The sequence below is a fragment of the Achromobacter xylosoxidans genome (assembly GCF_002192695.1).
Taxonomy (GTDB): Bacteria; Pseudomonadota; Gammaproteobacteria; order Burkholderiales; family Burkholderiaceae_B; genus Achromobacter; species Achromobacter xylosoxidans_C.
Genome location: NZ_MTLG01000125.1, coordinates 73,372 through 94,661, shown reverse-complemented (window position 1 = coordinate 94,661; position 21,290 = coordinate 73,372). Strand labels below are relative to the sequence as shown.

The following is a 21,290-nucleotide window of genomic DNA, read 5'->3' as shown; positions in this document are numbered from 1 at the left end:
ATCTATGGAGTGTTGGGGCGCCAGCTGCGGCTGGTTATTTTTAGACGCCGGGCCGCCTGCTGCGGGCAGCTCCAGCGATTGCGCGGACCTCTCCCGGTCCGCAACGCCGCCCAGTATACGCGCCGAGGCCGGCAAGCGTCGCTTGCCGGCCTCGTTCGCCCCCCAGTCACAGGGGCTCTTGCGGCCCCTGCGCCCCCATTTATCGCGGCCAGACCTTGGACACAGCCCGGATCGTGGCCCATGCCACCCAGCGCGGACTGGTCAGCCGCGCGCCCGGCAGGCGGCGCATCACGTCCACGGCCAGCCCGCCGCGCTTGTGCCACTGCTTCTTGCGGGTCTGGCTGTCGGTCCAGCGGCCCTCCAGCCACGGGAACTCGCGACGGCCCGGCTTGTAGACCGGCGGCGTGTTGTAGATCAGGATGTAGGCCAGCCGCGGCGCCTGCGAGGTGTTCGGCCCGGTGAAGTGCAGGGTACGGGCATCGTGCACCGTGATGCCGCCCGGATCCAGCGGCTCCGGCACCGCCTGGTCGCGCGGAAAATCACCGCAGCATTCGAGCGGATGCAGGGTCTTGTCGCCGCCCGGCGAGCGGTGCTCCAGCACGTCCCATTTGTTCGAACCCGGGATGAACTGCATGCAGCCGTTTTCCGTGGTGGCCGGCTGCAGCGCCAGCCAGATGCTGAGTTCGTTGTAGATGAAGTCCGGCGAGCGGAAAGCCTCGTCCTGGTGCCACGGCGTCTCCGGCCCATGCGGTCCGGGCTTGAGCAGGGCATGCTCGCCGTACAGGGCGGCCTCGGGGCCCAGCAGCTGGCGCGCCAGCTCCAGGGTGCGCTCGTGGTACTCGGTCTTCAAGAGGCCCGGGGCATAATGGCGTGGATCGTGCAAGCTGGGAAACTTGGCGGGTTTGGACGGGTCGTCGCGGCTCACAAAGTCATACTGCGCACCCTCGTTGTAGCCGGTCTTGTTCGCAAACAGGTCGAGCAGCGTCCTGCGGATGTAACCCACCTCGTCTTGCGGGCACATGTCCTTCAGGGCCAGGTAACCCTCTTCCCTGTAGCGCGCTGTCTCGGCTTCCGACAACAAACTGGTCTCTTCCATAATGGCTTCTCCAAGCTCTGGTAACGGGTGTTCCCGCTGGCACGTTTTGACATGAGCTCTAACGTATCGCCAGGCGTCCCCCGGGCCTATAGACCATCCGCTGTAGTCACTACCGTCTACGTACATCGCCGAGCGCGGCGCCTCATCCAAGAGAGAATCGATGCAAGACCCTAAAGCCGATACCCATATCGAGACCGTGCACGTCACGATCACCGGCGCCGTCCAGGGCGTGGGCTACCGCCACGCCACGGTGCGGCGCGCCCACATGCTGGGCGCCAAGGGCTGGGTGCAGAACCTGCCGAACGGCACGGTCGAAGCCATGGTGCAGGGCACCGCCGACCAGGTCGACCACATGCTGGAATGGTTGCGGCGCGGCCCCCCGGGCGCCAGCGTGCAGGAGATCACCACCCGCCGGGAGTACACCGATAAGCGTTACATCCGTTTCGAGCAACTGTGATGCCGCCGCCTTCGCTAGCCGTTATGGCCTAGTCTGGGCGGCTGAGGGGGCCTCGAAAGGGGAAGGCGCGCCTGGCGGACGGCTCAGCGCGTGCGCAGCCAGCGCCCGCCCAGCTGATTGAAAAGCAGGCCGGCCAGCACGCCGGCCACGCCCAGCCATTGCAGCGGCTCGAGGCGTTCGCCAAAGGCCATGGACGCGGCCCACAACCCCACCACGGGAACCAGCAGCGAGAACGGCGCGATCTTGGCGGCCGGGTGGCGCGTCAATAGCTGCGTCCACAAGGTATAGGCCACCAAGGTGGCCAGCACCGCCAGATACAGCACCGACAGGACCTCGCCCCAGCCCATGCCGGTGATCATGCCCGCCACCGGCTCCCAACCGTCGATCAGCACGGCCAGCAGCAGGAAGGGCAGCACCGGCGCGGCGCTGCTCCAGGCGATGAACGCAAACGGGTCGTAGCCGGGAGACTTGCGGCTGGCCAGGCGCACGATGATGTTGGACACGGCCCACATGAACGCGCCGCCCAGCGTCAGCGCGAAGCCCACCATGGTCATCTGGCCCGGCCCTTCGCCGCGGCCGCCGGCAATCACCGCCAGCCCCAGCGCCGCCACGCCCAGCCCGATCCAGTGGTGGCGCTGCGCGCGCTCATGCAGGATGGGCGCGGCCAGCAGCAGCGTGAAGAAGGCCTGCGTCTGGATTACCAGCGAGGCCATTCCCGCCGGCATGCCGAACTTCAAGGCGGTAAAGAGCAGCCCGAACTGGCCCAGGCCCTGCACCAGCCCGTAAGCCGCCACCCAGCGCCAGGGCAGCCTGGGCGCACGCACGAAGAGAATCAGGGGAAAGGCCGCCAGCGCGAAGCGCAGGGCGCCCAGCAGCATGGGAGAGAGGCCCCGCATGCCGACCTTCATGGCGACGAAGTTGGTGCCCCAGATGACCACGACCGCCAGTGCGCAGAGATAGTCTTTTCGGGAAAGATGGGTCGTGGTCATGCGGCATTATCGCATCGCGTCCCGCCCGCGGAACGGAGCAGATCAGGGGGCGTTCAGCACCGCTTCAAAGGCCTGCACGGCAGCGTCGATGTCCGCGTCGCCGATGTGGCGGTGGGTCACGCAGCGCAGCCGCGTGCGGCCCCAGGGGCGCACCAACAGGCCCGCCGCCTGCAGGGCCGCCACCCACTCGGTGTTGCTCATGCCGGTGCCGGCGGTCTCCACCTGCACGATGTTGGTCTGCGGTTCGGTGGCCGAGATCGCCGGTCCCAGGCGGTTGACGCCCGCGCTCAGGCGGCGCGCGCGGACATGATCCTCGGCCAGCCGCCCGGCCATGGTCTGCACGCCTTCCAGGCCGGCCGCCGCCATGATGCCCGACTGGCGCTGCGTGCCACCCAGCATGCGGCGCAGCACCCGCGCGCGGGCCATGAGGGACTGGCTGCCCGCCAGCACCGCGCCCACCGGCGCGCTCAGGCCCTTGGACAGGCACAGCGACACGGTGTCGGCATGGCGGGCAATGTCACCCGCCGCCACGCCCAGGGCCACGGCCGCATTGAAAAGGCGCGCGCCATCCAGGTGCACCGGCACGCCCGCCGCCCGCGCCAGACCATGGACCGCCTGCATGTGGTCCAGCGGCAGCACCGCGCCGGCGGCGTTGTTGTGCGAAGTCTCCATCGTCACCAGCGCCGTCTTCAACCTGTGACCGCCAGACTGCAAGGCTTCCTCCAGGCGGTTCAAATCCATTGCGCCGTCAGTGCCGGGCACGCCCAGATAGAACGAGCCGGTGAACGTGGCCGCGCCGCGTTCCGACGTGTACATGTGGGCGGCCGACTCCAGCACCACCTGCTCATTGCGCTGCGTCTGCGCCAGCACCGCCAGCAGGTTGGCCATGGTGCAGCTGGGCACGAACAGCCCGCCTTCCTTGCCCAGCTGCGCGGCCACATACGCCTCGAGCTCGCGCACGGTGGGGTCGCCGTCCAGGCCGTCATCGCCGATGGGCGCGGTGCGCATGCGTTCGTACATGGCCGCGGTGGGATGGGTGACCGTGTCGCTGCGCAGGTCGACGGGTGCGCGGGCGGCGGCGGAAGAGGTCTGGGTCATGGCTGTCAGTGCTGCAGGATTTTGGAAAGAAACTGGCGCGTGCGCGGCGCACGCGCCTCCACATCGCCGAAGAACTGCTCCTTGTCGCAGTCCTCCACGATCTTGCCGCCGTCCATGAAGATCACACGGTCGGCGACGCGGCGGGCGAATCCCATTTCATGGGTCACCACCATCATCGTCATGCCTTCGGCGGCCAGGTCGGTCATCACGTCCAGCACCTCGTTGACCATCTCCGGGTCCAGCGCCGAGGTCGGCTCGTCGAACAGCATGACCACCGGGTCCATCGACAGCGCGCGCGCGATCGCCACGCGCTGCTGCTGGCCGCCCGACAACTCGCCGGGGTGCTTATCCTTGTGCGTCGACAGGCCCACGCGCTCCAGCAACGCCAGCGCGCGCTGGCGGGCCTCGTCCTTACCACGCTTGAGCACCTTGAGCTGGCCCAGGCACAGGTTCTCCGTCACCGACAGGTGCGGGAACAGTTCGAAGTGCTGGAACACCATGCCCGCCACCGCGCGCAGCTTGGGCAGGTTGGTGCGCGGATCGCCCACCGAAATGCCGTTGACCTGGATCTCGCCCTTCTGGAAGGGCTCCAGCGCATTCACGGTCTTGATCAGCGTGGACTTGCCGGAACCCGACGGCCCGCACACCACCACGACCTCGCCGCGGCCCACCGTGGTGGAGCAATCGTCCAGCACCTGGAAGTCGCCATACCACTTGCTGACCTGCTTGATCGCTATCATCGGGGGCTTGGAAGAGAGTTGCATTGTTGAAACCTGTGGATAACTGAAAGGGCCGCGCTAGCGCAGCACCCGCGTGCGCTTTTCCAGCAGCTTGACCAGGCGGGACGCCGTGAAGCAGATCACGAAATACACCACCGCCACGAACAGATAAAGCTCCACCAGACGGCCGTCGCGCTGGCCGATCTTGGCGGCCGCGCCGAGGAAGTCGGTCAGGGACAGCACATACACCAGCGAGGTGTCCTGGAACAGGATGATGATGCGCGTCAGGAGCGCCGGCAGCATGTTGCGGAACGCCTGCGGCAACACCACGTAGCGCATGCCCTGCCAGTGGTTCAGCCCCAGCGCCATGCTGGCCGACACCTGGCCGCGCGCGATGGACTGGATGCCCGCGCGCATGATTTCGCAGAAGTACGCAGCCTCGAAAAGGGTGAAGGTGATCACCGCCGAATTGAACGCCCCCACGCGCAGCGGCGTGGACGATCCCACCACCCAGGCGGCAATGTAGGGCATCAGGAAGTAGAACCAGAAGATCACCAGCAGGAGCGGGATCGAACGCATCACGTTCACGTAGATGCCCGCCGGCACCGACAGGATCTTGAAGCGCGACAGCCGCATCATGGCCAGCAGCGTGCCCAGCGCCAGGCCCATCACGCCCGCCAGCGCGGTCAGCGTCAGCGTGAAGGTCATGCCGGTCTTGAACAGATAGGGCAGCGCCGCCCAGATCACGTCGAAATCGAATTTGCCCATGATCTCGTCCTAGGGCCTTTTCGCCGAACCGATCAGCCCGGGCACGGCTACGTGGCGTTCAAGCAGGCGCATGCCCAGCACCACAATGCCATTGATGATCAGGTAGATCACCGTGGCAGCAGAAAACGCCTCGAAGATGTGGAAGCTGAATTCCGCCATCGAACGCGCCTGGCCGGTCAGTTCCAAAAGCCCTATCGTCAGCGCCACCGACGAATACTTGATGGTGCCCATGAACTCGGAAGTCAGGGGCGGCAGCACGATGCGGAACGCTTCCGGCAGGATGACGTAGCGGTACACCTGCGCCTCGGTCAGGCCCAGCGCCGTGCCCGCCTGGAACTGGCCGCGCGGCAGCGACTGTATGCCCGCGCGCAGCTGCTCGGCCACGCGCGCCGATCCATAGAACCCCAGGCACAGCACCGCGGGCACGAACTGGCCCCAGGGCTGCGGCATCTGCTTCATGGCCAGGCCCCAGGCATGCGGCAGCAGCTCGGGCAGCACGAAATACCACAGGAACATCTGCACCAGCAGCGGGATGTTGCGGAACACCTCCACATAGGTCGCGCCCAGCGCATTCATCAGGCGCGAACTGGCGGTGCGCATCACGCCCAGCACCGACCCCAGCAACAGCGAGAACACCCACGCCGTCAGGGCCAGCGCCAGGGTCCAGCCCACGCCGATGAAGATCGTCTGCAGAAAGGTATGCACGCCGTCCGGCGACATATCCAGGAAGACTCTCCAGCTCCAGTTGTAATTCATGCCCCGTCCCTTGATGGCGATGCCCACCGCGCCTGGCGGCCGGCATCCTTGCACGCAAGCCGCGGGACGCCAGGCGTCCCGCGCACGGCCTGCTTACTCGTACGCCTTGGGATCGCCGGAATCGGTCGGATTGGCCAGCGCGCGCTTGAGCGCATCGCTCATCGGGTACTTCAGGTTGATCTGCTTGGGCGGGATCGGCGCATTGAAGTACTTGTCGTAGATCGCGGCCACCTTGCCCGTCTTGATCAGGTCGCGCACGGCATCGTCCACCACCTTCTTGAAGGCCGGATCATCCTTGGGCTCCATGATGCCGTAAGGCGCCATTTCCAGGCCCTTGGTGCCGATCACGAAGGCGTCCGGATTCTTCGACGAAGCCACCGCGCCATAGGCGATGCCGTCGTCATTGGCCGAGCCCGCGGCGCGGCCTGATTCCACCATCAGGATGGTTTCGGCGGTGTCCTTGGTCGGCGCCATGGTGATGCCCAGGTTGCCCTTGGCGTTCAGCTGCGAGATCAGCCGGAAGGTCTGGCCGCCGGCCTGCGCGGCGATGGACTTGCCGCGGAAGGACTCCAGGTTGTTGGGATCCACGCCGCCGTCCTTGCGCGCCACCAGCACCACCTGCGCCACGAAGGTCGTGGGCGCAAACGACACCAGCTTGTGGCGTTCGAGGTTATTGGTGGTGTTGCCGCATTCCAGGTCGATGGTGCCATTGGCCAGCAGCGGAATGCGCGTGGCGGAAGTCGTCGGGTTGTAGCGCACCTCCAGCTTGGGCAGCTTCAGGGCGGCCTTCACGTACTGGGCGACTTCCTGGCAGATCTCCACCGTGTAGCCGATCGGCTTCTGATTGCCGTCCAGATAGGCAAACGGGACCGACGTCTCCGGATGGCCCAGCGTGATCACGCCGGTTTCCTTGATCTTGTCCAGGCGGCTGGGGCCTTCGGCGTGGGCGGTTGCGGCGCTGCCCAGCAGGGCTACGGCAGCGGAGATCGCAGCAAGTGCTTTCATCTGATTCCCTTGGCGCCGTTCGAGCGGCGCATGCTTATGTTCACGATCGGCGGCGTCAGCCAGGCTGACTGCCGCCTCGTCCCGCGATGAGCCCCGCGGCTGGCGAAAAGTATCAACTAGCGGTATGGTTTTATCCAGTTCCAATCGAGTATTCCTCTATACGGATTTGACATGGCCATTCCACGGATGGGCTTGAGGCATATCGAGGCGTTCCGCGCCGTGATGATGACCGGCTCAATGACCGCCGCCGCACGGCGCGTGCATACCTCGCAGCCGCACGTTAGCCGCTTAATTGCGCAATTGGAAGCCATTACCCAGTTCGCCTTGTTCGACCGCAACGGCAGCCGCCTGACCCCGACGCAGGACGGATCACGTTTCTTCCAGGAAGTGGAAAAGACCTTCATCGGCCTGGCCGGCCTGGAATCGGCGGCGGCCAGCATTCGCTCGTTCAGCGCCAGCCGCCTGAGCGTGGCCGCCATGCCCCGGCTGGCTGGCGGGCTGCTGGCGCGCATTGTCGCCGCCTTCAAGACGGAATACCCGGACGTGATGGTGTCCATCCATTCCGGCAACGCCAGCACGGTGCATAACTGGATCAGTTCGGGGTTCTGCGACACGGGCCTGGCCATGCTGTCGGGAGATTCCCCCGGCATCCAGGTCGAACCGGTATTGACCATGAGCTGCGTCGCGGTGGTGCCCAAGGGGCATCGTCTGGCCAAGCTGAAGAAACTCAAGCCCGCCGACTTCGCCGGCGAGCCGTTCGTGGCCTTCACCAGCGGCACGCCGCTGCGCGAAAAGATCGACACGATATTCAAGACAGCCAAGGTCGAACGCCAGACCGTGGCCGAGGCCGGCCTGGGTTCCTCGATCTGCGCCCTGGTCGGCGCGGGCTTGGGCGTGGCGCTCATCAACCCGCTGGCCGCGCGCGAGGAATACGCCGCGCACAACGTCGAGATCCGCCCCTTCAGCCCCGCCGTGCCGGTGACGGTGGCGCTGCTTTATCCGCCGTACCACACGCGCACGCGGCTGGTCAGCGTGTTTTCACGTTATGCGCACCAGCTCATGCAGGAAGAGATGGGGGATTTGAAGGCGCGGCCGGGGCGGTGACGCCGCGCGCTTGTGCCATCAGCGCTCTGCGGCGCCCCGCTCCAGATACCGCTCGGCCTCGCCCGACTGCTTCAACGCCTCCCACTGCGCCAGCGTCAGCTGGGGCATTTGAAAGGCCGCCTGCGGCCGGCAATACCAGCCAGGGTTGTGCAGCCGCGCCAGCAGGTCCATCGCGGGGCCATCCAGATACAGATGCTCGCGGTCCGCGACCACGTCGTCGCGCACGTGCATGGCCGCCACTTGCGCCACGATCAGGCTGCGGCGGTCGATGCGCAGCAGTTCATGCACGCGGCACTCGAACGCCACGGGCGATTGCGCCACCCAAGGCACCTCGATGCGCCGCGACGGCGCTAGCTCCAGGCCAGCCTCCAGGGACTCGTCCACGCCCGCCGGAAAGTCCACCGCCGTCACGTTCATCCGTCCGGCCTGCGGAGCGGACACCAGGCTCACGGTGAACTCGCCGCGTTCGGCGATGTTGCGCGCGGTGTCCTTGGGCGCGTCGCCGCGCACGCCGATGCCGACGCAGATCAACGGCGGATCGCCCGACATCAGGTTGAAAAACGAGAACGGCGCCACGTTCGTCGTCCCTGCGGCGTCGCGCGACACGATCCAGGCGATGGGCCGCGGCACGATCGCTGCGGTCAGCAGCTTGTAGCGCGCCGGGCCCGCCAGGTCATTCAGATCGATGAACATGGCTTATCCCCAGCCCCTCAGTCCCGGCCCTGCGACGGCGCGGCGCCTTGCGCGGCCTTCGCGTCGGCGAAGGCGCGGTCGCTGCGCTTGCAGCGGCAGCGGCCGATCTGGTGCAGCTCGATCAGGTTGCCCACCGGGTCGCGCAGGAACAGCTGCATGAGTTCGGGCGCGGCCACGTTGTCCAGCTTCCAATAGTCCACCGCAAGGCGCTGCAGTTCCGTCTCGGCCGCCGCGATATCGCGCACGGCCAGCGCCACGTGGTTTTCCACAGGATCACAGCCCGGGCCTTGGGAATAGGGCGACGGGCCGTCGCTGCCCAGCAGGTGGATCTGGCAGTCGTTACCCATGTCCAGGAAGTAGCCGGCGATGCCCGGAATCTCCCAGCGGCCACGGTCCGTGTCCAGTCCCAGCACGTCTCCATAGAATGCGCCCATGGCCGCGACCTTATCCAGCGACATGCGCACCGCGTGATGATGCAGCTCCAGAACTTCCAGCGCCATTTGTCTCTCCTCGGTTCTCATCGGCCTGCGCCCACGCGCGGCCACGGCTCGAATGTTGGTCCCGTACGGGATGCCGGGGAATGCCGTCTGGCGCAATCCAGAAGTGCAGCAGACGCAACCCTGAAGCGCCCGCCCGGTTTGGCGACCGCGCTATGCTTGGTCACATGAAACCGCTAGACCTGAATCTGCTATTGACCCTGGACGTGCTGATCCAGGAAGGCAGCGTCGTCGGCGCGGCGCGCCGGCTGAACCTGAGCACTCCCGCCATGAGCCGCAGCCTGGCGCGCATCCGCGAAGCCGTCGGCGACCCCGTGCTGGTGCGCTCCGGCCGCGGCCTGGCGCCCACGCCCCGGGCGCTGGCCCTGCATGCGCAAGTGCGCCACGTGATCGAACAGGCGCAGGCCGTCTTCACGGCCTTCGGCGAGGACGTCAATCTGGCGACCCTGACGCGCGTCTTCACCCTGCGCGCCAACGACGTGTTCGTGGGCGGCTACGGCGGCCGGCTGCGCGAGCACCTGCGCCGCTACGCACCCCGCGCCGTGCTGCGTTTCGTCTCCGAAGGCAATCACGACGCCGACGCGCTCAGCGGCGATGCCGACCTCTATATCGGTTCTTCCCAGAAGTTCGGCGCCGACATCAAGGTGCAGACCCTGTTCACCACCGCCTTCTGCGGACTGGCGCGCAAGGAGCACCCGATCTTCAAGGCGCCCATCACCCCGCAACGCTTCTGCGCCTACGACCACGTCAGCGTCTCGCGCCGGGGACGCGCGCACGGACCGATAGACGACACCCTGGAAGAACTCGGGCTGGCGCGCCACGTCACGCTGATCACGCCGACCTTCCATGCCGCGATCTTCGCGCTGGCCGACTCCGACCTGGTGTTGCCGTCCATGCCCCAGAACCTGATGCCCGGCGTCGAACGCCTGGGCCTGAAGCTGAGCGCGTTCGAAGTGCCGGTGCCCATGCGCCCGGTCACCGTGGTGCAGGCCTGGCCGCCGCGGCTGGACAGCGACCCCGCGCACCGCTGGCTAAGGCAGACGATCAAGCAAGTCTGCGGCACCCCTGCGGATGCTGCCACGGCCTCGTAAAAAGAGGCTTCCCAGCGCCTTCCGCTCCTGTATACTGCCCCGAAATTGTTCAACAATCCTGGCATCGGATCCAGGAGCGTTTCCAGGAGGCAGACCATGTCGAATTACCCCGCGGCGTATCAGGTGAGCAAGGGTTCGGTATTGAATGTGGACCGGGATTTCTACCGGACGCTCATCGCCGACCCGGCGCAGCGCAAGCTGCTTGAAACGCACGTCGTTCCCATCCGCAGCGGCTTCGCCTGGAAGGTTCCGGCCGGCCACGTTTTCCGTATCGTCACGCTGGAAGGCCCGCAAGTGGCGGATTTCAATATGTGGAACCTGCACAACCCGCGCGAACGCATGTGGGCGTCGCGGACGCGCCAGCTGCAGCAGGCGCACGTCAGCACCCACGACCGCATCTGGTCCACGCTGCCGTATCTGCGCCCCATGGTCACGATCACCGACGATACGCTGGCCGGCTATGGCACGGACAGCGACGGCGGCCGCGTGCACGACCTGCTGGGCACGCGCTGCGACCCCTACGTCAACAAGCTGCTCACCGGCGAGGACTTCCACTTCCATTGCCATTCCAACCTGACCCGCGCCGTGGCGCCGCACGGCCTGACGGAGTTCGACGTCCATGATGTCCTCAACGTGTTCCAGGTCACCGGGCTGAACGACGACGACAAGTACTTCATGAAGGCGTGCCCGGCCAAGCCGGGCGACTACCTGGAGTTCTTCGCCGAAATGGACCTGCTCTGCGCGCTGTCCACCTGCCCCGGCGGCGACCTTTCCGTGCCGATGTGGGGTCCCGATGCACGTGATCCCATCGACGTCTGCCGCCCCCTGGGGGTAGAGATCTACGCGCTGGATCCTGCCCTGCTGCAAGGCTGGACACCGCCCGAGGTTTCACCGTATAAGGGCGTCCACGGACTGCACCCTGAAAAGGTCGAGTGGAAATAACAACAAGAGGCGCCCGGCCACCCCGCGGCGCCTCGCTAGGAGCCCATGCCATCATGCCCGCCGAACGCGACAGCGGAATCTCGATCGCCGAACGCATCAGCCATCAGCTGCGCGACGACATCATGGAAGGCAAGCTGCCCCCAGGCACGCAACTGGTCGAAGTCGATCTGGCCGCTGACTATGGCGCCTCGCGCAACACGATCCGCGAAGTCCTGCACCAGCTGGGCCGTGAAGGGCTGGCCACCTTCATCCGCCACAAGGGCGTCGTGGTCCGCCGCATGGAACGCAAGGATCTGCGCGAGATCTACGCGGCGCGCCGTGCCCTGGAACTGCAGGCCATCGCCGGCAGCCTGCCGTTGCAGCCCGCCTTGCTGGACAAGATGCTCACGGCCATCGACGCCGCCGAGCGCGCGCTGTCCAAGAAGAAGTGGCGCAATGTCGGCACGCTGAGCCTGCAGGTGCACCAGCATATCGTCGCGCAGCTGGGCAGCCGCCTGCTGGACGAGTTCTTTCTTACGCTCTGTGCGCAGCTGCGCCTGGTGTTCGCGTCGGAGGTCGACGAAAGCCTGATCCAGACGCCCGACTGGATCGAGCGCGAACGGCGCATCCACGGCCTGTTGGTGGAGGGCCGGCGCGACCTGGCCGCGCAAGCCCTTGCCGACTATCTCGACGATTCCGAACGCACGCTGATGGCCGTGCTGACCCGCCTGAAGCAGCAGGCCAAGTAAGCACCGCCTGGCCTGGTCCGCTGAGGGCGCCTAGGCGCGCGCCTCCGCTTCAGGTTCGGCATAGCTGCCGTCCGCCCGGTGCGTCTCTTGTCCGCTCAAAGGCGGGTTGAAGACGCAAACCAGGCGCAGGTCTCCCTTCACCGCCCGCAGCACGTGCTGGTCGTTCTTGTCCAGCGCGTACAGGGTCCCCGGCCGTATGGCGTGCGTCGCGCCCGTGACCACGTCCAGCACCTCGCCTTCGCCTTCCATGCAGTAGTTCGCCTCGTAGTGGTGCTTGTAGTGCAGGTGCAGCTCGGCGCCTTCAAAGACCCGGGTTTCGTGCACTGAATACCCGATGCCGTCGCGCTTGACGATGATGCGCTTGCTTTCCCAGCCCGGTCCCCGGGCGTGGCGTTCGGTATCGGTCAGGTCGTCGCTGTGGATAACTATCATGAGTGGGATCCGCGGAGGAGTGGAAAAAAATCAATGCCGGCGGCGCGAGGCCGATCCGAGCGCGTGTTCGATCTGCGCGGCTGCCAATAGCAAGGCCCGGTCGCCGCCGCGCAGGCCGGTCGCCATCAGGCCTACCGCCTTCTTTGCGGCCGGATCGCCCGGCAAGGAAATGCTGGGCAGGTCCAGGCGGTTGGCGAATTCCGTCAGGCTGAATGCCCGGCCGTTCTCGCGCAGATAAATGCCGTTGTCGTCCAGCAGCGCGACCGGCGGCGGCAGCATGGGCACCGTCGGCGTCAACACCGCGTCGGCGCCCGCGATGGCGTGGTCGTACTCGCGGCGCAATTCCGTCAGCCGGCGATGGGCCGCGATATAGGCATGCGCCGGCACCTGCGCGCCCAACAGCATGCGCGGCCCCACGCGGGGGTCGTAGCCGGCCGCGTCCATCGCCAAGCGGGACGCATGCAAGGCATAGGCCTCGGCCGCGATGATGCCGCCGTCGCGCGCCACGCTGCCGGCCAGCGCCAGGCAGGGCATGGATTCGCGGCGCAGCGCGGCGCCCGCATCCATCAGGCATTCCAGACTTGCGGCGAAGGCGCGCCTGACTTCCGGCTCCAGCAGCTCTTCCACATGGTCCGGCACCACGAACACCTTGCTCGCCAGCGGCGTCGCGCCGTGAACGCCCGATGCCGGCTTGGCGGCATCCCAGGGCGCCAGCACCTTATCCACAAGCAGGCATCGTGCGGCGTCCGCCGCGATGATGCCGGGCACATCGAAAGTGGGCGACAGATACATCATGCCCGCGTCCTGGTAGCGGCCGCGGGACGGCTTGAAGCCCGCGACGCCACAGAACGCGGCGGGAATGCGCGCCGATCCGCTCGTATCCGAGGCCAGCGCCAGGTCCACCATGCCGCGCGCCACCGCAACGGCGCCGCCGCTGCTGGAGCCGCCGGCGACACGGGGCACGTCGGCCATCAGCGGCGATAGCGGCGTGCCGAAGCGGGCATTCAGGCCCAGCGCGCCGTAAGCGAACTCTGTCATGTTGTTCTGCGCCAGCAGCACCGCGCCCGCGCGCCGCAGCGCATGCACCAGCGCAGCATCCCGGCCCGCCGCCGGCGCGTCGGCCAGCACCCGCGAGCCCGCGTGCGTCGTCCATCCGCGCACGTCGAAACAAGCCTTCACGCCCAGCACCATGCCGGCCAGCGGCTCGTCGTCCGGCGCGAATCCGCGCAAGGCGTCGCGCGTACCCGCCTCGGCCAGCGCATCCTCGTCGCGGCGCGCCACGAGGGCGAGGGCCGCACTTGCAGGGTCAGCCGACACCCGCTCCAGGCAGGTCGACACCGCGCGCAGGGAAACGTCGCGCCGTTCAGGACACATGGACATGGCTCAGGAAATCCTTGACGCGCGAGTCCGCGCTTGCCAGCACCTCGGCCGGCGGCGCGTCCAGCAGTACGCGGCCGGCCTCCATGAACACCACGCGATCGGACACCTTGAACGCGAACCCCATCTCGTGGGTCACGATCAGCATCGTCATGCCTTCGCGCGCCAGCGTCTCCACCACCTTCAGCACTTCGGCCACCAGTTCCGGATCCAGCGCGGACGTCGGCTCGTCGAACAGCATGATGGAAGGGCGCATGGCCAGCGCGCGGGCGATCGCCACGCGCTGCTGCTGCCCGCCGGAGAGCTGATGCGGATACTTGTGCGCGTGATCCAGCATGCCTACTTTGTTGAGCAGCACCAGGGCTTCGCGACGCAACACGCTGGCGCTGCCGCGTCCGTGGTACGCCGGCGCCAGCATCACGTTCTGCAACACGGTCTTGTGCGGAAACAGATTGAAGCTCTGGAACACCATGCCGATATCAAGGATGCGGTCGCCGGGGCCCGCCTGAGCGCCGGTCCCCGGCGATCCTAGAAAGGGTTTGCCATGCAGCAGCACCTCGCCGCCGTCCAGCGTCTCCAGGCCGTTCAACGTGCGTATCAGCGACGTCTTGCCCGAACCTGACGGACCGATGATGCTGATGACTTCCCCGGCCTTGACCTTCAGGTCTATGCCCTTGAGCACTTCATGGTCGCCGAAGCGCTTGCGCGCCTGCCGCACTTCCAGCGCGGGCGCGTCGCCGGCAGCCGGCAGCGCCGGCCCGGACTGTCCTTCCTGGATCTCGCGCCGCGCCTCGGCGTCCAGCGCCAGCGGCTTGGGCGCGCGCCGCAGGATATTCATGTGCGACTCCAGCCAGCCCAACAGCTTGTCGAACAGCGTGACGATCAGCACGTAGTACAGCGCCACCGCCAGCATAGTCTCGAACACCAGGAAGTTCTGCGTGTACAAGCGTTGTCCCACCAACAGGATCTCGGCCAGCGAGATCACCGACACCAGCGAGGTCAGCTTGGCGATCGTGATGAATTCGTTGCTCAAGGCGGGCAGCGCGATCCGCAACGCCTGCGGAATCACGATCATGCGCTGGATGCCGGCATAGCGCAGGCCCAGCGCTCGTCCGGCTTCGATCTGTCCGCGCGGCACGCCCAGGATGCCGCCACGATGGATCTCGGCGATGAAGGCGGTTTCGCTAACGACCAGGGCGGTCAGGCCGGCGTAGAACGGGTCCGACAGCAACCCGCCCGCCGCAGGAAACACCTGCGGCAGGTTGTAGATGAACACCAGCAGCACCAACAGCGGCAGGCTGCGGAAGAACCAGATATACAGGCCCGCCAGACGGCTGACGAAGGGGTTCTTCGCCTGCTTGCCCAGCGCCAGCAGAAAGCCCGCCGCCACGCCTATCACCCACGTTGCCGTGCTCAGCTTCACCACCACCCAACACGCTTTCCAGAAGTCGGTGTCCCAAAGCAGGCTGACGGCGTAATCCCAATCGAAATGCATGGTTGCGGCTTCCCTCGCGGCCTTATCGCGCCGGGCCCGCCAGGGCGGCCTGGACTTCCGCGGGGGACGGCTCCTCCAGCCCGTAGCGGGCCAGCAGCGCTTGATACTCGCCGCTATCGCGGGCCCGTTGCAGCGCGCCGTTCAATGCGTTCTGCAGTTCCTTCGATTCCTTGTTGATCCCCAGCCCGATCACGATCGGATAGAGCAGGGAGGTGGAGGTCACTTTCAAGCTGTCCTTGGACTGCGCCAGCATGCCGTGCACCACCGCCGCATCCTCGATCATCGCGTCCGCCGCCTGCGAGCGCAGCGCCATCATCGCCTCGGGAGAGGTCGGAAACTCCAGCACCTTGATCTCGCCCTGGCCCTTGGGCTGGCAGGTCTCGCGCGAGACCTTCTGCAGCTTGGGCGTCCACGACGCTCCCTTGATCGACGCCACCCGCTTGCCGCACAACGCCTCCGGCCCCGTGGGCGCATACTGGCTGGAAGCCAGCACCAGCAGCGAAGCACCCGTCTTCAGGTACGGGATGAAATCGATCAGCTTGGTGCGCTCGGGCGTGACATAAAGGGCCGACGCGACGGTATCGAAGCGGCGCGCCCGCATGCCCAGGATCAGGTCGGGAAAGCGCGTGTCAACGAACACCGGCGCAAGCGACAGCTTGGAGGCCAGCAGCCGGGAGAAATCCGCGTCGAATCCGGCGGGCTTGCCGCCATCCATGTAGGCATAGGGCGGGTAGGTGAGGTCGGACCCGACCGTGAGGCTGTCCGCCTTGATGGTGGCGGCGGCAAACGCCATGGGAGCTGCCGTGCACAACATGAACGCGGCCAGTGCGTGAGCGACGCCGAGACGCGACGCCACCAGAATCTGAGTGAACATGCTTTCCCCTATGGAACGCCCTGAAAGCCGCGGCCAGATTGGGTCTGCCCTATACCTTGAGGTATTTTCGCGCCAGGATTGTTGAACAATTTTTGCGATTTTCCGGCAACGAAGAGATAGCGGATATGGGTATTTTCCCTAGCGCTTTCGCCGGATGCGGCGAACTACGCGCTGTCAGCCATCGGGTTCGGATCTGGCCATATGCATGGCCTGCGCACCGTCATGCCATCCAAAGAGAGGACAGACGCCACTTAGCCGTTCGCCTATAGTTTTTCGCACTCCACCGCCAAGAATGGCTGCATCTGCTATCCGGACACCCTGCGCCGGACTACATCCGGAGAGCTTGCCCATGCACCATCCTGAACCTGCATATGTCTGCAGGACAGCGGATCCGAGGGTCTGGCGCCGGCCGCGCTGGCTCCTGATCCTGATTGGCATGCTGGCGGCCGCCAGCGCTTTCGGACAGGATGTCATCTGGATCGGCCAGCCCTCGGCCCGCGACTATTTGGCCCTGAATGTCCAGCGTGCCGTCGAAGGCTACGCCGAACTGCGCCAGCAGATGGCGCAGTTCGAGGCGCGGGTCGGGGAAGCGCGGCGCGCATACTTCGCCGCCGCCCCCACGGATCGCGCCGCGGCCGGCGACAAGTTCGGCGAGTTGCTGTTCCAGAAGGACCTGATGATTGCGTGGCCGCGCATCAGTGCCGGCGGGGACCAGGCCCAGCGCTTGGCCAGTCTCATGACGCTCGGAAACAATGGCCGCCCGCTCGACGGCGGCATTCCGCCCAGCGCCAGACAGGCCTTCAACAGCTGGACTTCCGCCGTGGGCTTCAGCGTCGGGGCCGGGCTTGGAATGACCCCGGATCCGATCAAGACTGCTGCCGCCCTGGCCAGCAGCGGCAGCCTGAAAGAGTACGAAACCTACCGGCGCCTGCGGGATCAGGCCGAGTACGACGACTGGGAAGCTCAGCACAGCGGCGCGGCCCGCAAACTGATCGAGCCCGGCAGCGTGATACCCGCGCGCCTGTTCTTTGGCGAAACGCCGATGATGCGGGGATTCGATCATCGGGTCGGCAAGCCTGAAAATCATATCCTGCGCTGCATGTACGCGGGCCGCAAGGAAGAGACGTCACTTTTCTATTTCTGGCAGGGCCGACCGCCGCAGGACATCGCCAGCCTGCTTGCGATGAATCCCGGCGGCCTTGCCCGGCTGAAAGACCATGCGGTCGATCAGTGTCCGCCGGACGACAAGCAGGCGCGCGCCATCGAGGCCTCGCCAATCAAGGCGGTCATCACGCCCGAAATGGCTCGCGACGCTCGCGCACAAAGAAATTCGATTCCCCTGGATCCCATCGAAGCGCAGGCGATTCAAGACAGAAACGCCGCGGCACGCCAGAAATTGGATGCACGCAAGGCCCGCGAGGACGAGCGCAACGCGAAACTTCAAGCCTGCCGCGAGGCGCTGCAGACGGAAGTGCTGGCCGCGCGCCAGGACCGCGACCGGATCGCGACCGACGCGGCCCGCGCCAAGTACCGGGATTGTTCGCGCAACGCCGGCAAGCAGGCGTCTGATCACCCCTGATGCAAGCCTGGCACCTCTCAACAACCTGATGCCGCGCCGCCCGACTTCGATTCGCGCAAATCCAGCCAAGCCACCAGCAGCAACCCGCCGGCCAGCCCCAGGTGCTCGAAGAACGAGTTGGCGGCCATGAAGCGTTCCTGCCCCAGCGGCATCTCCCAGAAGCGCAACGCAATGCCGGTCGCCACCAGCGTGAAGGCCGCCAATGCCAGCGCGCCCAGCCAACGCAGCCGGCCCGTCAGGATCATAAGGGAAGCGACCAGTTCCAGCGCAATCACCAGCGCCGCGAACAAGGGCTCGGGCGACAGCCCGAAATGCGCCATTTCGCGCACCGCGCCGGGAAAGTCGAAGAGCTTCACCAGCCCGCCCTGCAGGTAGGCGGCGCACAACCCCAGATAGGCCAGGAACCGGACCGCCGACGCACCGAACAGCGGGCGGGCCAGGCCGGCCAGCCGCCGTTCCCATTGGAAAGTAGCATTCATGGCCAGCCTCCTCAGACGGCCCAGCAAGAGCAGCCCAGCGCGCCGAAAAAGCCCTGCAGATCCGAGCTGGGCGCATTCGACGCCCAGGCGCGGGCATGGTCGTGTCCATGCAAGCCGCAGGAACTGGCGCACGCGCAGGCCGCCATGTTGCGATAGCCCAGCGAATTGCGGCCGGCGCCGTCAGGATCGCCCCAGGCGCCATAGCCGCCGAACAGTCGGGTAGGCGACCAGTCGGGCATGGCGGGCGGCAGCGGGTTGTCGTCCAGCGGCGCGAACTCGCCCGCGCCGTAGACCACGCGCCCGCCCACCACGGTCAGGTCCGAGGTCAGGAAGGAGATCTCGTCCTCCGTGCAGCTGAAGTAGTCCTTGTCCGGCACGATGAAGTCGGCCAGCTGGCCGGGTTCGATGCGGCCGCGCTTGCCTTCCTCGTTGGAGAACCAGGCCACGTTCTCGGTCCACATGCGCAGCGCGGTCTCGCGGTCCAGGCAGTTGCGCGCAGGGTAGAGGCGGGTGCCGCCCACGGTCTTGCCGGTGACCATCCAGGACAAGGACACCCAGGGGTTGTACGAGGCGACACGAGTCGCATCGGTGCCGGCCGAGACCTTCACGCCGCGCTGCAGGATCTTGGCGACAGGCGGCGTGGCTTCGGCGGCCTTCGCGCCGTAGCGTTCGATGAAGTACTCGCCCTGGTAGGCCATGCGGTGCTGAACGGCGATGCCCCCGCCCAGCGCCGCGATGCGGTCGATCGATTTGTCGGAGATGGTTTCGGCGTGGTCGAAGAACCAGTTCAGCCCGGTCAGCGGCGTGTCGCGATGCACCTTCTCGAACACGTCCAGGGCGCGCGAGATGGTCTCGTCGTAGGTGGCGTGCAAGCGCCACGGCCACTTGTTCTGCACCAGCACGCGCACGACCTCCTCCAGCTCGCCCTCCATCTCGGGCGGCATGTCCGGACGCTCGACGCGGAAGTCCTCGAAGTCGGCCGCCGAGAACACCAGCATTTCACCCGCGCCATTGTGGCGGAAGTAATCGCTGCCCTGCTTGTACTTCACGCTCGACGTCCAGTTGAGGAAGTCTTCCTTTTCCTGCTTGGGTTTTTGCGTGAAAAGGTTGTAGGCCAGGCGCACCGTCATCTGGTTTTCATCGGCCAGCTTCTGGATGACGGCGTAGTCGTCCGGATAGTTCTGGAAGCCGCCGCCCGCATCGATCACGCCGGTCACGCCCAAGCGGTTCAGCTCGCGCATGAAGTGGCGCGTGGAATTGACCTGGTAGTCGAAGGGCAGCTTGGGGCCCTTGGCCAGCGTGGCGTACAGGATGGTCGCGTTGGGCTTGGCCAGCAGCAGCCCCGTGGGATTGCCCTGGGCGTCGCGCATGATCTCGCCGCCTGGCGGATTGGGCGTGGTCTTGGTATAGCCCACCGCGCGCAGCGCAGCGCCGTTGAGCAGCGCGCGGTCATACAGATGCAGGATGAACACCGGCGTGTCGGGCGCAATGGCGTTTATCTCTTCGATCGTGGGCAGGCGCTTCTCGGCGAACTGATGCTCGGTAAAGCCGCCCACCACGCGCACCCATTGCGGCGCGGGCGTGATCGCGACCTGGCGCTTCAACATGGCCATGGCGTCGGCCAGCGAGCGCACGCCGTCCCAGCGCAGCTCCATGTTGTAGTTCAGGCCGCCGCGCACCACGTGGGTGTGGTTGTCGAACAGGCCCGGCAGGGCCGCGCGGCGCTTCATATCGATGACCCGCGTGCCGGCGCCGGCAAGCGCCATGACTTCGGCATCGGAACCGACGGCCACGAACCGTCCGTTCTTGATCGCGACGGCGCTGGCCTGTGGCTTGCTGCGGTCCAGCGTGGTGATGCGGCCATTGTGGAAAATGACGTCCGGCGTGGCGTTGGACATGTTGGAGTCTCCTTTGGAACTGGCGATGGCGGGGCGTCCCAACATACCGTTGAGCGCCAGGGCGGAAGCTACACCGATGAGATCGCGGCGTGTAGGCATGCAATATCTCCTTGGATGCGGGAACCGGCTCAGCCGTGGTCCTTGTCTTGGGCCTGATGGCGGCCAGGCAATTGCCCCAGCACGTGGCTGACGGCCTTTTCCTTGTCGCAGGCGGCGGCGAAAGCGGTTCCGTTGAGCAGCTGCCTGCCCACCGGGATGACCTGCTCGCCGACCAATATGCCCAGCAGGCCAATTAGCGCCACCAGCGGCGGGGCGGGCGAGCGGACCTGCAAGAGGCTGTAAACCACGCCGACCAGCAGTCCGGCGCCCAGGGAAAGCAGATAGATCTTCATGTGCGTCCTCGCGTTGTGTAGAGGTTATGAGCGCGCGCCGCTCATGCGTGCGTATCGGCCAGGAGGACTTCGGCGTCGTCCAGGGCCATGAGGCGCACATCGGTTTCGTCGCGGATCGCGGCGCCGTCGCCCGAGCCGATCTCCACGCCGTTGACTTGCAATCTGCCCTTGAAGGCAACCAGATAGCCGCGGCGGCGGCCGCGCGCGAAACGGTAGGTCGCGGCTTCGCCTGCCTTCAGCGCCACCGCAAGCACGCGCGCGTCGCTGCGGATGGGCAGCGCGTCGTCGTCGCCGTCGATGCCGCTGGCCAGCGTGATGAAGCGCCCCTTGCAGGCTTCGCGGGTAAAGGACTTCCGGCCCCAGCTGGGCGGCGCGCCGCGGCGGTCGGGTTCTATCCAGATCTGAAATACATGCGCGGGTCCGCCTTCCATATTGAATTCGGCATGCGTCACCCCGCTACCCGCGCTCACGACCTGCACTTCGCCGGCGCTGGTGCGTCCGCGATTGCCCAGATCGTCTTCATGGGTGAGCGCGCCTTCGCGCACGCAGGTGATGATTTCCACGTCCGCATGCAGCGATGGCGGAAAGCCCGCGCCCGGCGCAATGGTTTCGTCGTTCCACGCACGCAGCGCGCCCCAGCTCATGCGCGCGGGGTCCTGGTACGCGGCGAAGGAAAAATGATGCTTGGCATCGAGCCAGCCGCGCCGTTCATGGCCCAGGCTCGCGAGCGGACGGCGCTCAATCATGGCGCGCCTGCGTGGTTGGACTGCCGCCGATCATGGCGGCATGCTGGGCGAGATTCATGGACTTGCTCCCGATGC

Annotated in this window: 23 protein-coding genes; 6 read left to right on the top strand and 17 right to left on the bottom strand. The window is 66.4% G+C overall.

The genetic code is table 11. The features are described from left to right. Positions 1-199: 199 nt before the first annotated feature. Positions 200-1,096 carry a phytanoyl-CoA dioxygenase family protein gene (locus tag BRO63_RS32155; protein ID WP_088143585.1) on the bottom strand — a complete coding sequence of 299 codons (897 nt, stop codon included), beginning with the start codon at positions 1,094-1,096 and terminating at the stop codon, positions 200-202. 160 nt (positions 1,097-1,256) lie between these two features. Between BRO63_RS32155 and BRO63_RS32150 the strand changes: the two genes are divergently transcribed. After that, the gene (locus tag BRO63_RS32150) at positions 1,257-1,553 is read left to right on the top strand and encodes an acylphosphatase (RefSeq protein WP_088143584.1); all 297 of its coding nucleotides are present in this window, start codon (positions 1,257-1,259) and stop codon (positions 1,551-1,553) included. 83 nt (positions 1,554-1,636) lie between these two features. On the opposite strand, the gene BRO63_RS32145 is transcribed toward BRO63_RS32150, so the two are convergent. The 6 genes from BRO63_RS32145 to BRO63_RS32120 form a co-directional block, all read right to left on the bottom strand. Continuing rightward, positions 1,637-2,542, bottom strand: coding sequence for an EamA family transporter (locus tag BRO63_RS32145; RefSeq protein ID WP_088143583.1), 906 nt, complete (start codon positions 2,540-2,542; stop codon positions 1,637-1,639). Positions 2,543-2,584: 42 nt separating this feature from the next. Further along, a complete protein-coding gene (locus BRO63_RS32140) occupies positions 2,585-3,640 on the bottom strand; it encodes a threonine aldolase family protein (RefSeq protein ID WP_088143582.1) in 1,056 nt (351 codons plus the stop codon). Between the two features lie 5 nt (positions 3,641-3,645). Beyond that, complete coding sequence (locus BRO63_RS32135) at positions 3,646-4,380, bottom strand: amino acid ABC transporter ATP-binding protein (protein ID WP_088143581.1); 735 nt, start codon at positions 4,378-4,380, stop codon at positions 3,646-3,648. Positions 4,381-4,437: 57 nt separating this feature from the next. Next, complete coding sequence (locus tag BRO63_RS32130; RefSeq protein WP_088143580.1) at positions 4,438-5,127, bottom strand: amino acid ABC transporter permease; 690 nt, start codon at positions 5,125-5,127, stop codon at positions 4,438-4,440. A 9-nt stretch (positions 5,128-5,136) separates the two neighbouring features. Beyond that, entirely contained in the window at positions 5,137-5,883 is a 747-nt protein-coding gene (locus tag BRO63_RS32125; protein WP_088143842.1) for an amino acid ABC transporter permease, read from the bottom strand. A 93-nt stretch (positions 5,884-5,976) separates the two neighbouring features. Continuing rightward, complete coding sequence (locus BRO63_RS32120; protein ID WP_088143579.1) at positions 5,977-6,888, bottom strand: amino acid ABC transporter substrate-binding protein; 912 nt, start codon at positions 6,886-6,888, stop codon at positions 5,977-5,979. Positions 6,889-7,059: 171 nt separating this feature from the next. Here BRO63_RS32120 and BRO63_RS32115 point away from each other — a divergent pair, with 171 nt between their 5' ends. Next, a complete protein-coding gene (locus BRO63_RS32115) occupies positions 7,060-7,992 on the top strand; it encodes a LysR substrate-binding domain-containing protein (RefSeq protein ID WP_088143578.1) in 933 nt (310 codons plus the stop codon). An 18-nt stretch (positions 7,993-8,010) separates the two neighbouring features. Here BRO63_RS32115 and BRO63_RS32110 read toward each other — a convergent pair whose 3' ends face one another. Continuing rightward, the gene (locus BRO63_RS32110; RefSeq protein WP_088143577.1) at positions 8,011-8,685 is read right to left on the bottom strand and encodes a flavin reductase family protein; all 675 of its coding nucleotides are present in this window, start codon (positions 8,683-8,685) and stop codon (positions 8,011-8,013) included. Positions 8,686-8,702: 17 nt separating this feature from the next. Beyond that, positions 8,703-9,185, bottom strand: coding sequence for a VOC family protein (locus BRO63_RS32105; RefSeq protein WP_054455770.1), 483 nt, complete (start codon positions 9,183-9,185; stop codon positions 8,703-8,705). A 164-nt stretch (positions 9,186-9,349) separates the two neighbouring features. Between BRO63_RS32105 and BRO63_RS32100 the strand changes: the two genes are divergently transcribed. From BRO63_RS32100 to BRO63_RS32090, 3 genes are all read left to right on the top strand, one after another. After that, entirely contained in the window at positions 9,350-10,273 is a 924-nt protein-coding gene (locus tag BRO63_RS32100; RefSeq protein WP_088143576.1) for a LysR family transcriptional regulator, read from the top strand. 96 nt (positions 10,274-10,369) lie between these two features. Then, complete coding sequence (locus tag BRO63_RS32095) at positions 10,370-11,215, top strand: urea carboxylase-associated family protein (RefSeq protein ID WP_088143575.1); 846 nt, start codon at positions 10,370-10,372, stop codon at positions 11,213-11,215. Positions 11,216-11,268: 53 nt separating this feature from the next. Next, on the top strand, positions 11,269-11,943 hold the full coding sequence (locus BRO63_RS32090; protein WP_088143574.1) for a GntR family transcriptional regulator: 675 nt from the start codon (positions 11,269-11,271) through the stop codon (positions 11,941-11,943). 30 nt (positions 11,944-11,973) lie between these two features. Here BRO63_RS32090 and BRO63_RS32085 read toward each other — a convergent pair whose 3' ends face one another. From BRO63_RS32085 to BRO63_RS32070, 4 genes are read right to left on the bottom strand one after another with little or no spacing between them, the layout of a single operon-like run. Continuing rightward, a complete protein-coding gene (locus BRO63_RS32085; RefSeq protein WP_088143573.1) occupies positions 11,974-12,375 on the bottom strand; it encodes an ectoine synthase in 402 nt (133 codons plus the stop codon). 30 nt (positions 12,376-12,405) lie between these two features. Then, positions 12,406-13,755: an amidase gene (locus tag BRO63_RS32080; protein ID WP_088143572.1), complete on the bottom strand. Its 1,350-nt coding sequence runs from the start codon at positions 13,753-13,755 to the stop codon at positions 12,406-12,408. Then, complete coding sequence (locus BRO63_RS34640) at positions 13,739-15,247, bottom strand: amino acid ABC transporter permease/ATP-binding protein (protein ID WP_088143571.1); 1,509 nt, start codon at positions 15,245-15,247, stop codon at positions 13,739-13,741. The genes BRO63_RS32080 and BRO63_RS34640 overlap by 17 nt, the downstream gene beginning before the upstream one ends. 22 nt (positions 15,248-15,269) lie before the next feature. After that, positions 15,270-16,121 carry an ABC transporter substrate-binding protein gene (locus tag BRO63_RS32070; protein WP_088143570.1) on the bottom strand — a complete coding sequence of 284 codons (852 nt, stop codon included), beginning with the start codon at positions 16,119-16,121 and terminating at the stop codon, positions 15,270-15,272. A 349-nt stretch (positions 16,122-16,470) separates the two neighbouring features. Between BRO63_RS32070 and BRO63_RS32065 the strand changes: the two genes are divergently transcribed. Then, positions 16,471-17,700, top strand: coding sequence for a hypothetical protein (locus BRO63_RS32065; RefSeq protein WP_143219535.1), 1,230 nt, complete (start codon positions 16,471-16,473; stop codon positions 17,698-17,700). A gap of 17 nt (positions 17,701-17,717) precedes the next feature. On the opposite strand, the gene BRO63_RS32060 is transcribed toward BRO63_RS32065, so the two are convergent. From BRO63_RS32060 to BRO63_RS32045, 4 genes are all read right to left on the bottom strand, one after another. Beyond that, entirely contained in the window at positions 17,718-18,179 is a 462-nt protein-coding gene (locus BRO63_RS32060) for a DoxX family protein (RefSeq protein ID WP_088143568.1), read from the bottom strand. An 11-nt stretch (positions 18,180-18,190) separates the two neighbouring features. Next, positions 18,191-20,077: an amidohydrolase gene (locus tag BRO63_RS32055; RefSeq protein ID WP_218824129.1), complete on the bottom strand. Its 1,887-nt coding sequence runs from the start codon at positions 20,075-20,077 to the stop codon at positions 18,191-18,193. A gap of 128 nt (positions 20,078-20,205) precedes the next feature. Further along, positions 20,206-20,469, bottom strand: coding sequence for a XapX domain-containing protein (locus BRO63_RS32050; protein WP_088143566.1), 264 nt, complete (start codon positions 20,467-20,469; stop codon positions 20,206-20,208). A 41-nt stretch (positions 20,470-20,510) separates the two neighbouring features. After that, positions 20,511-21,215, bottom strand: coding sequence for a pirin family protein (locus BRO63_RS32045; protein WP_088143565.1), 705 nt, complete (start codon positions 21,213-21,215; stop codon positions 20,511-20,513). Positions 21,216-21,290 lie beyond the last annotated feature (75 nt).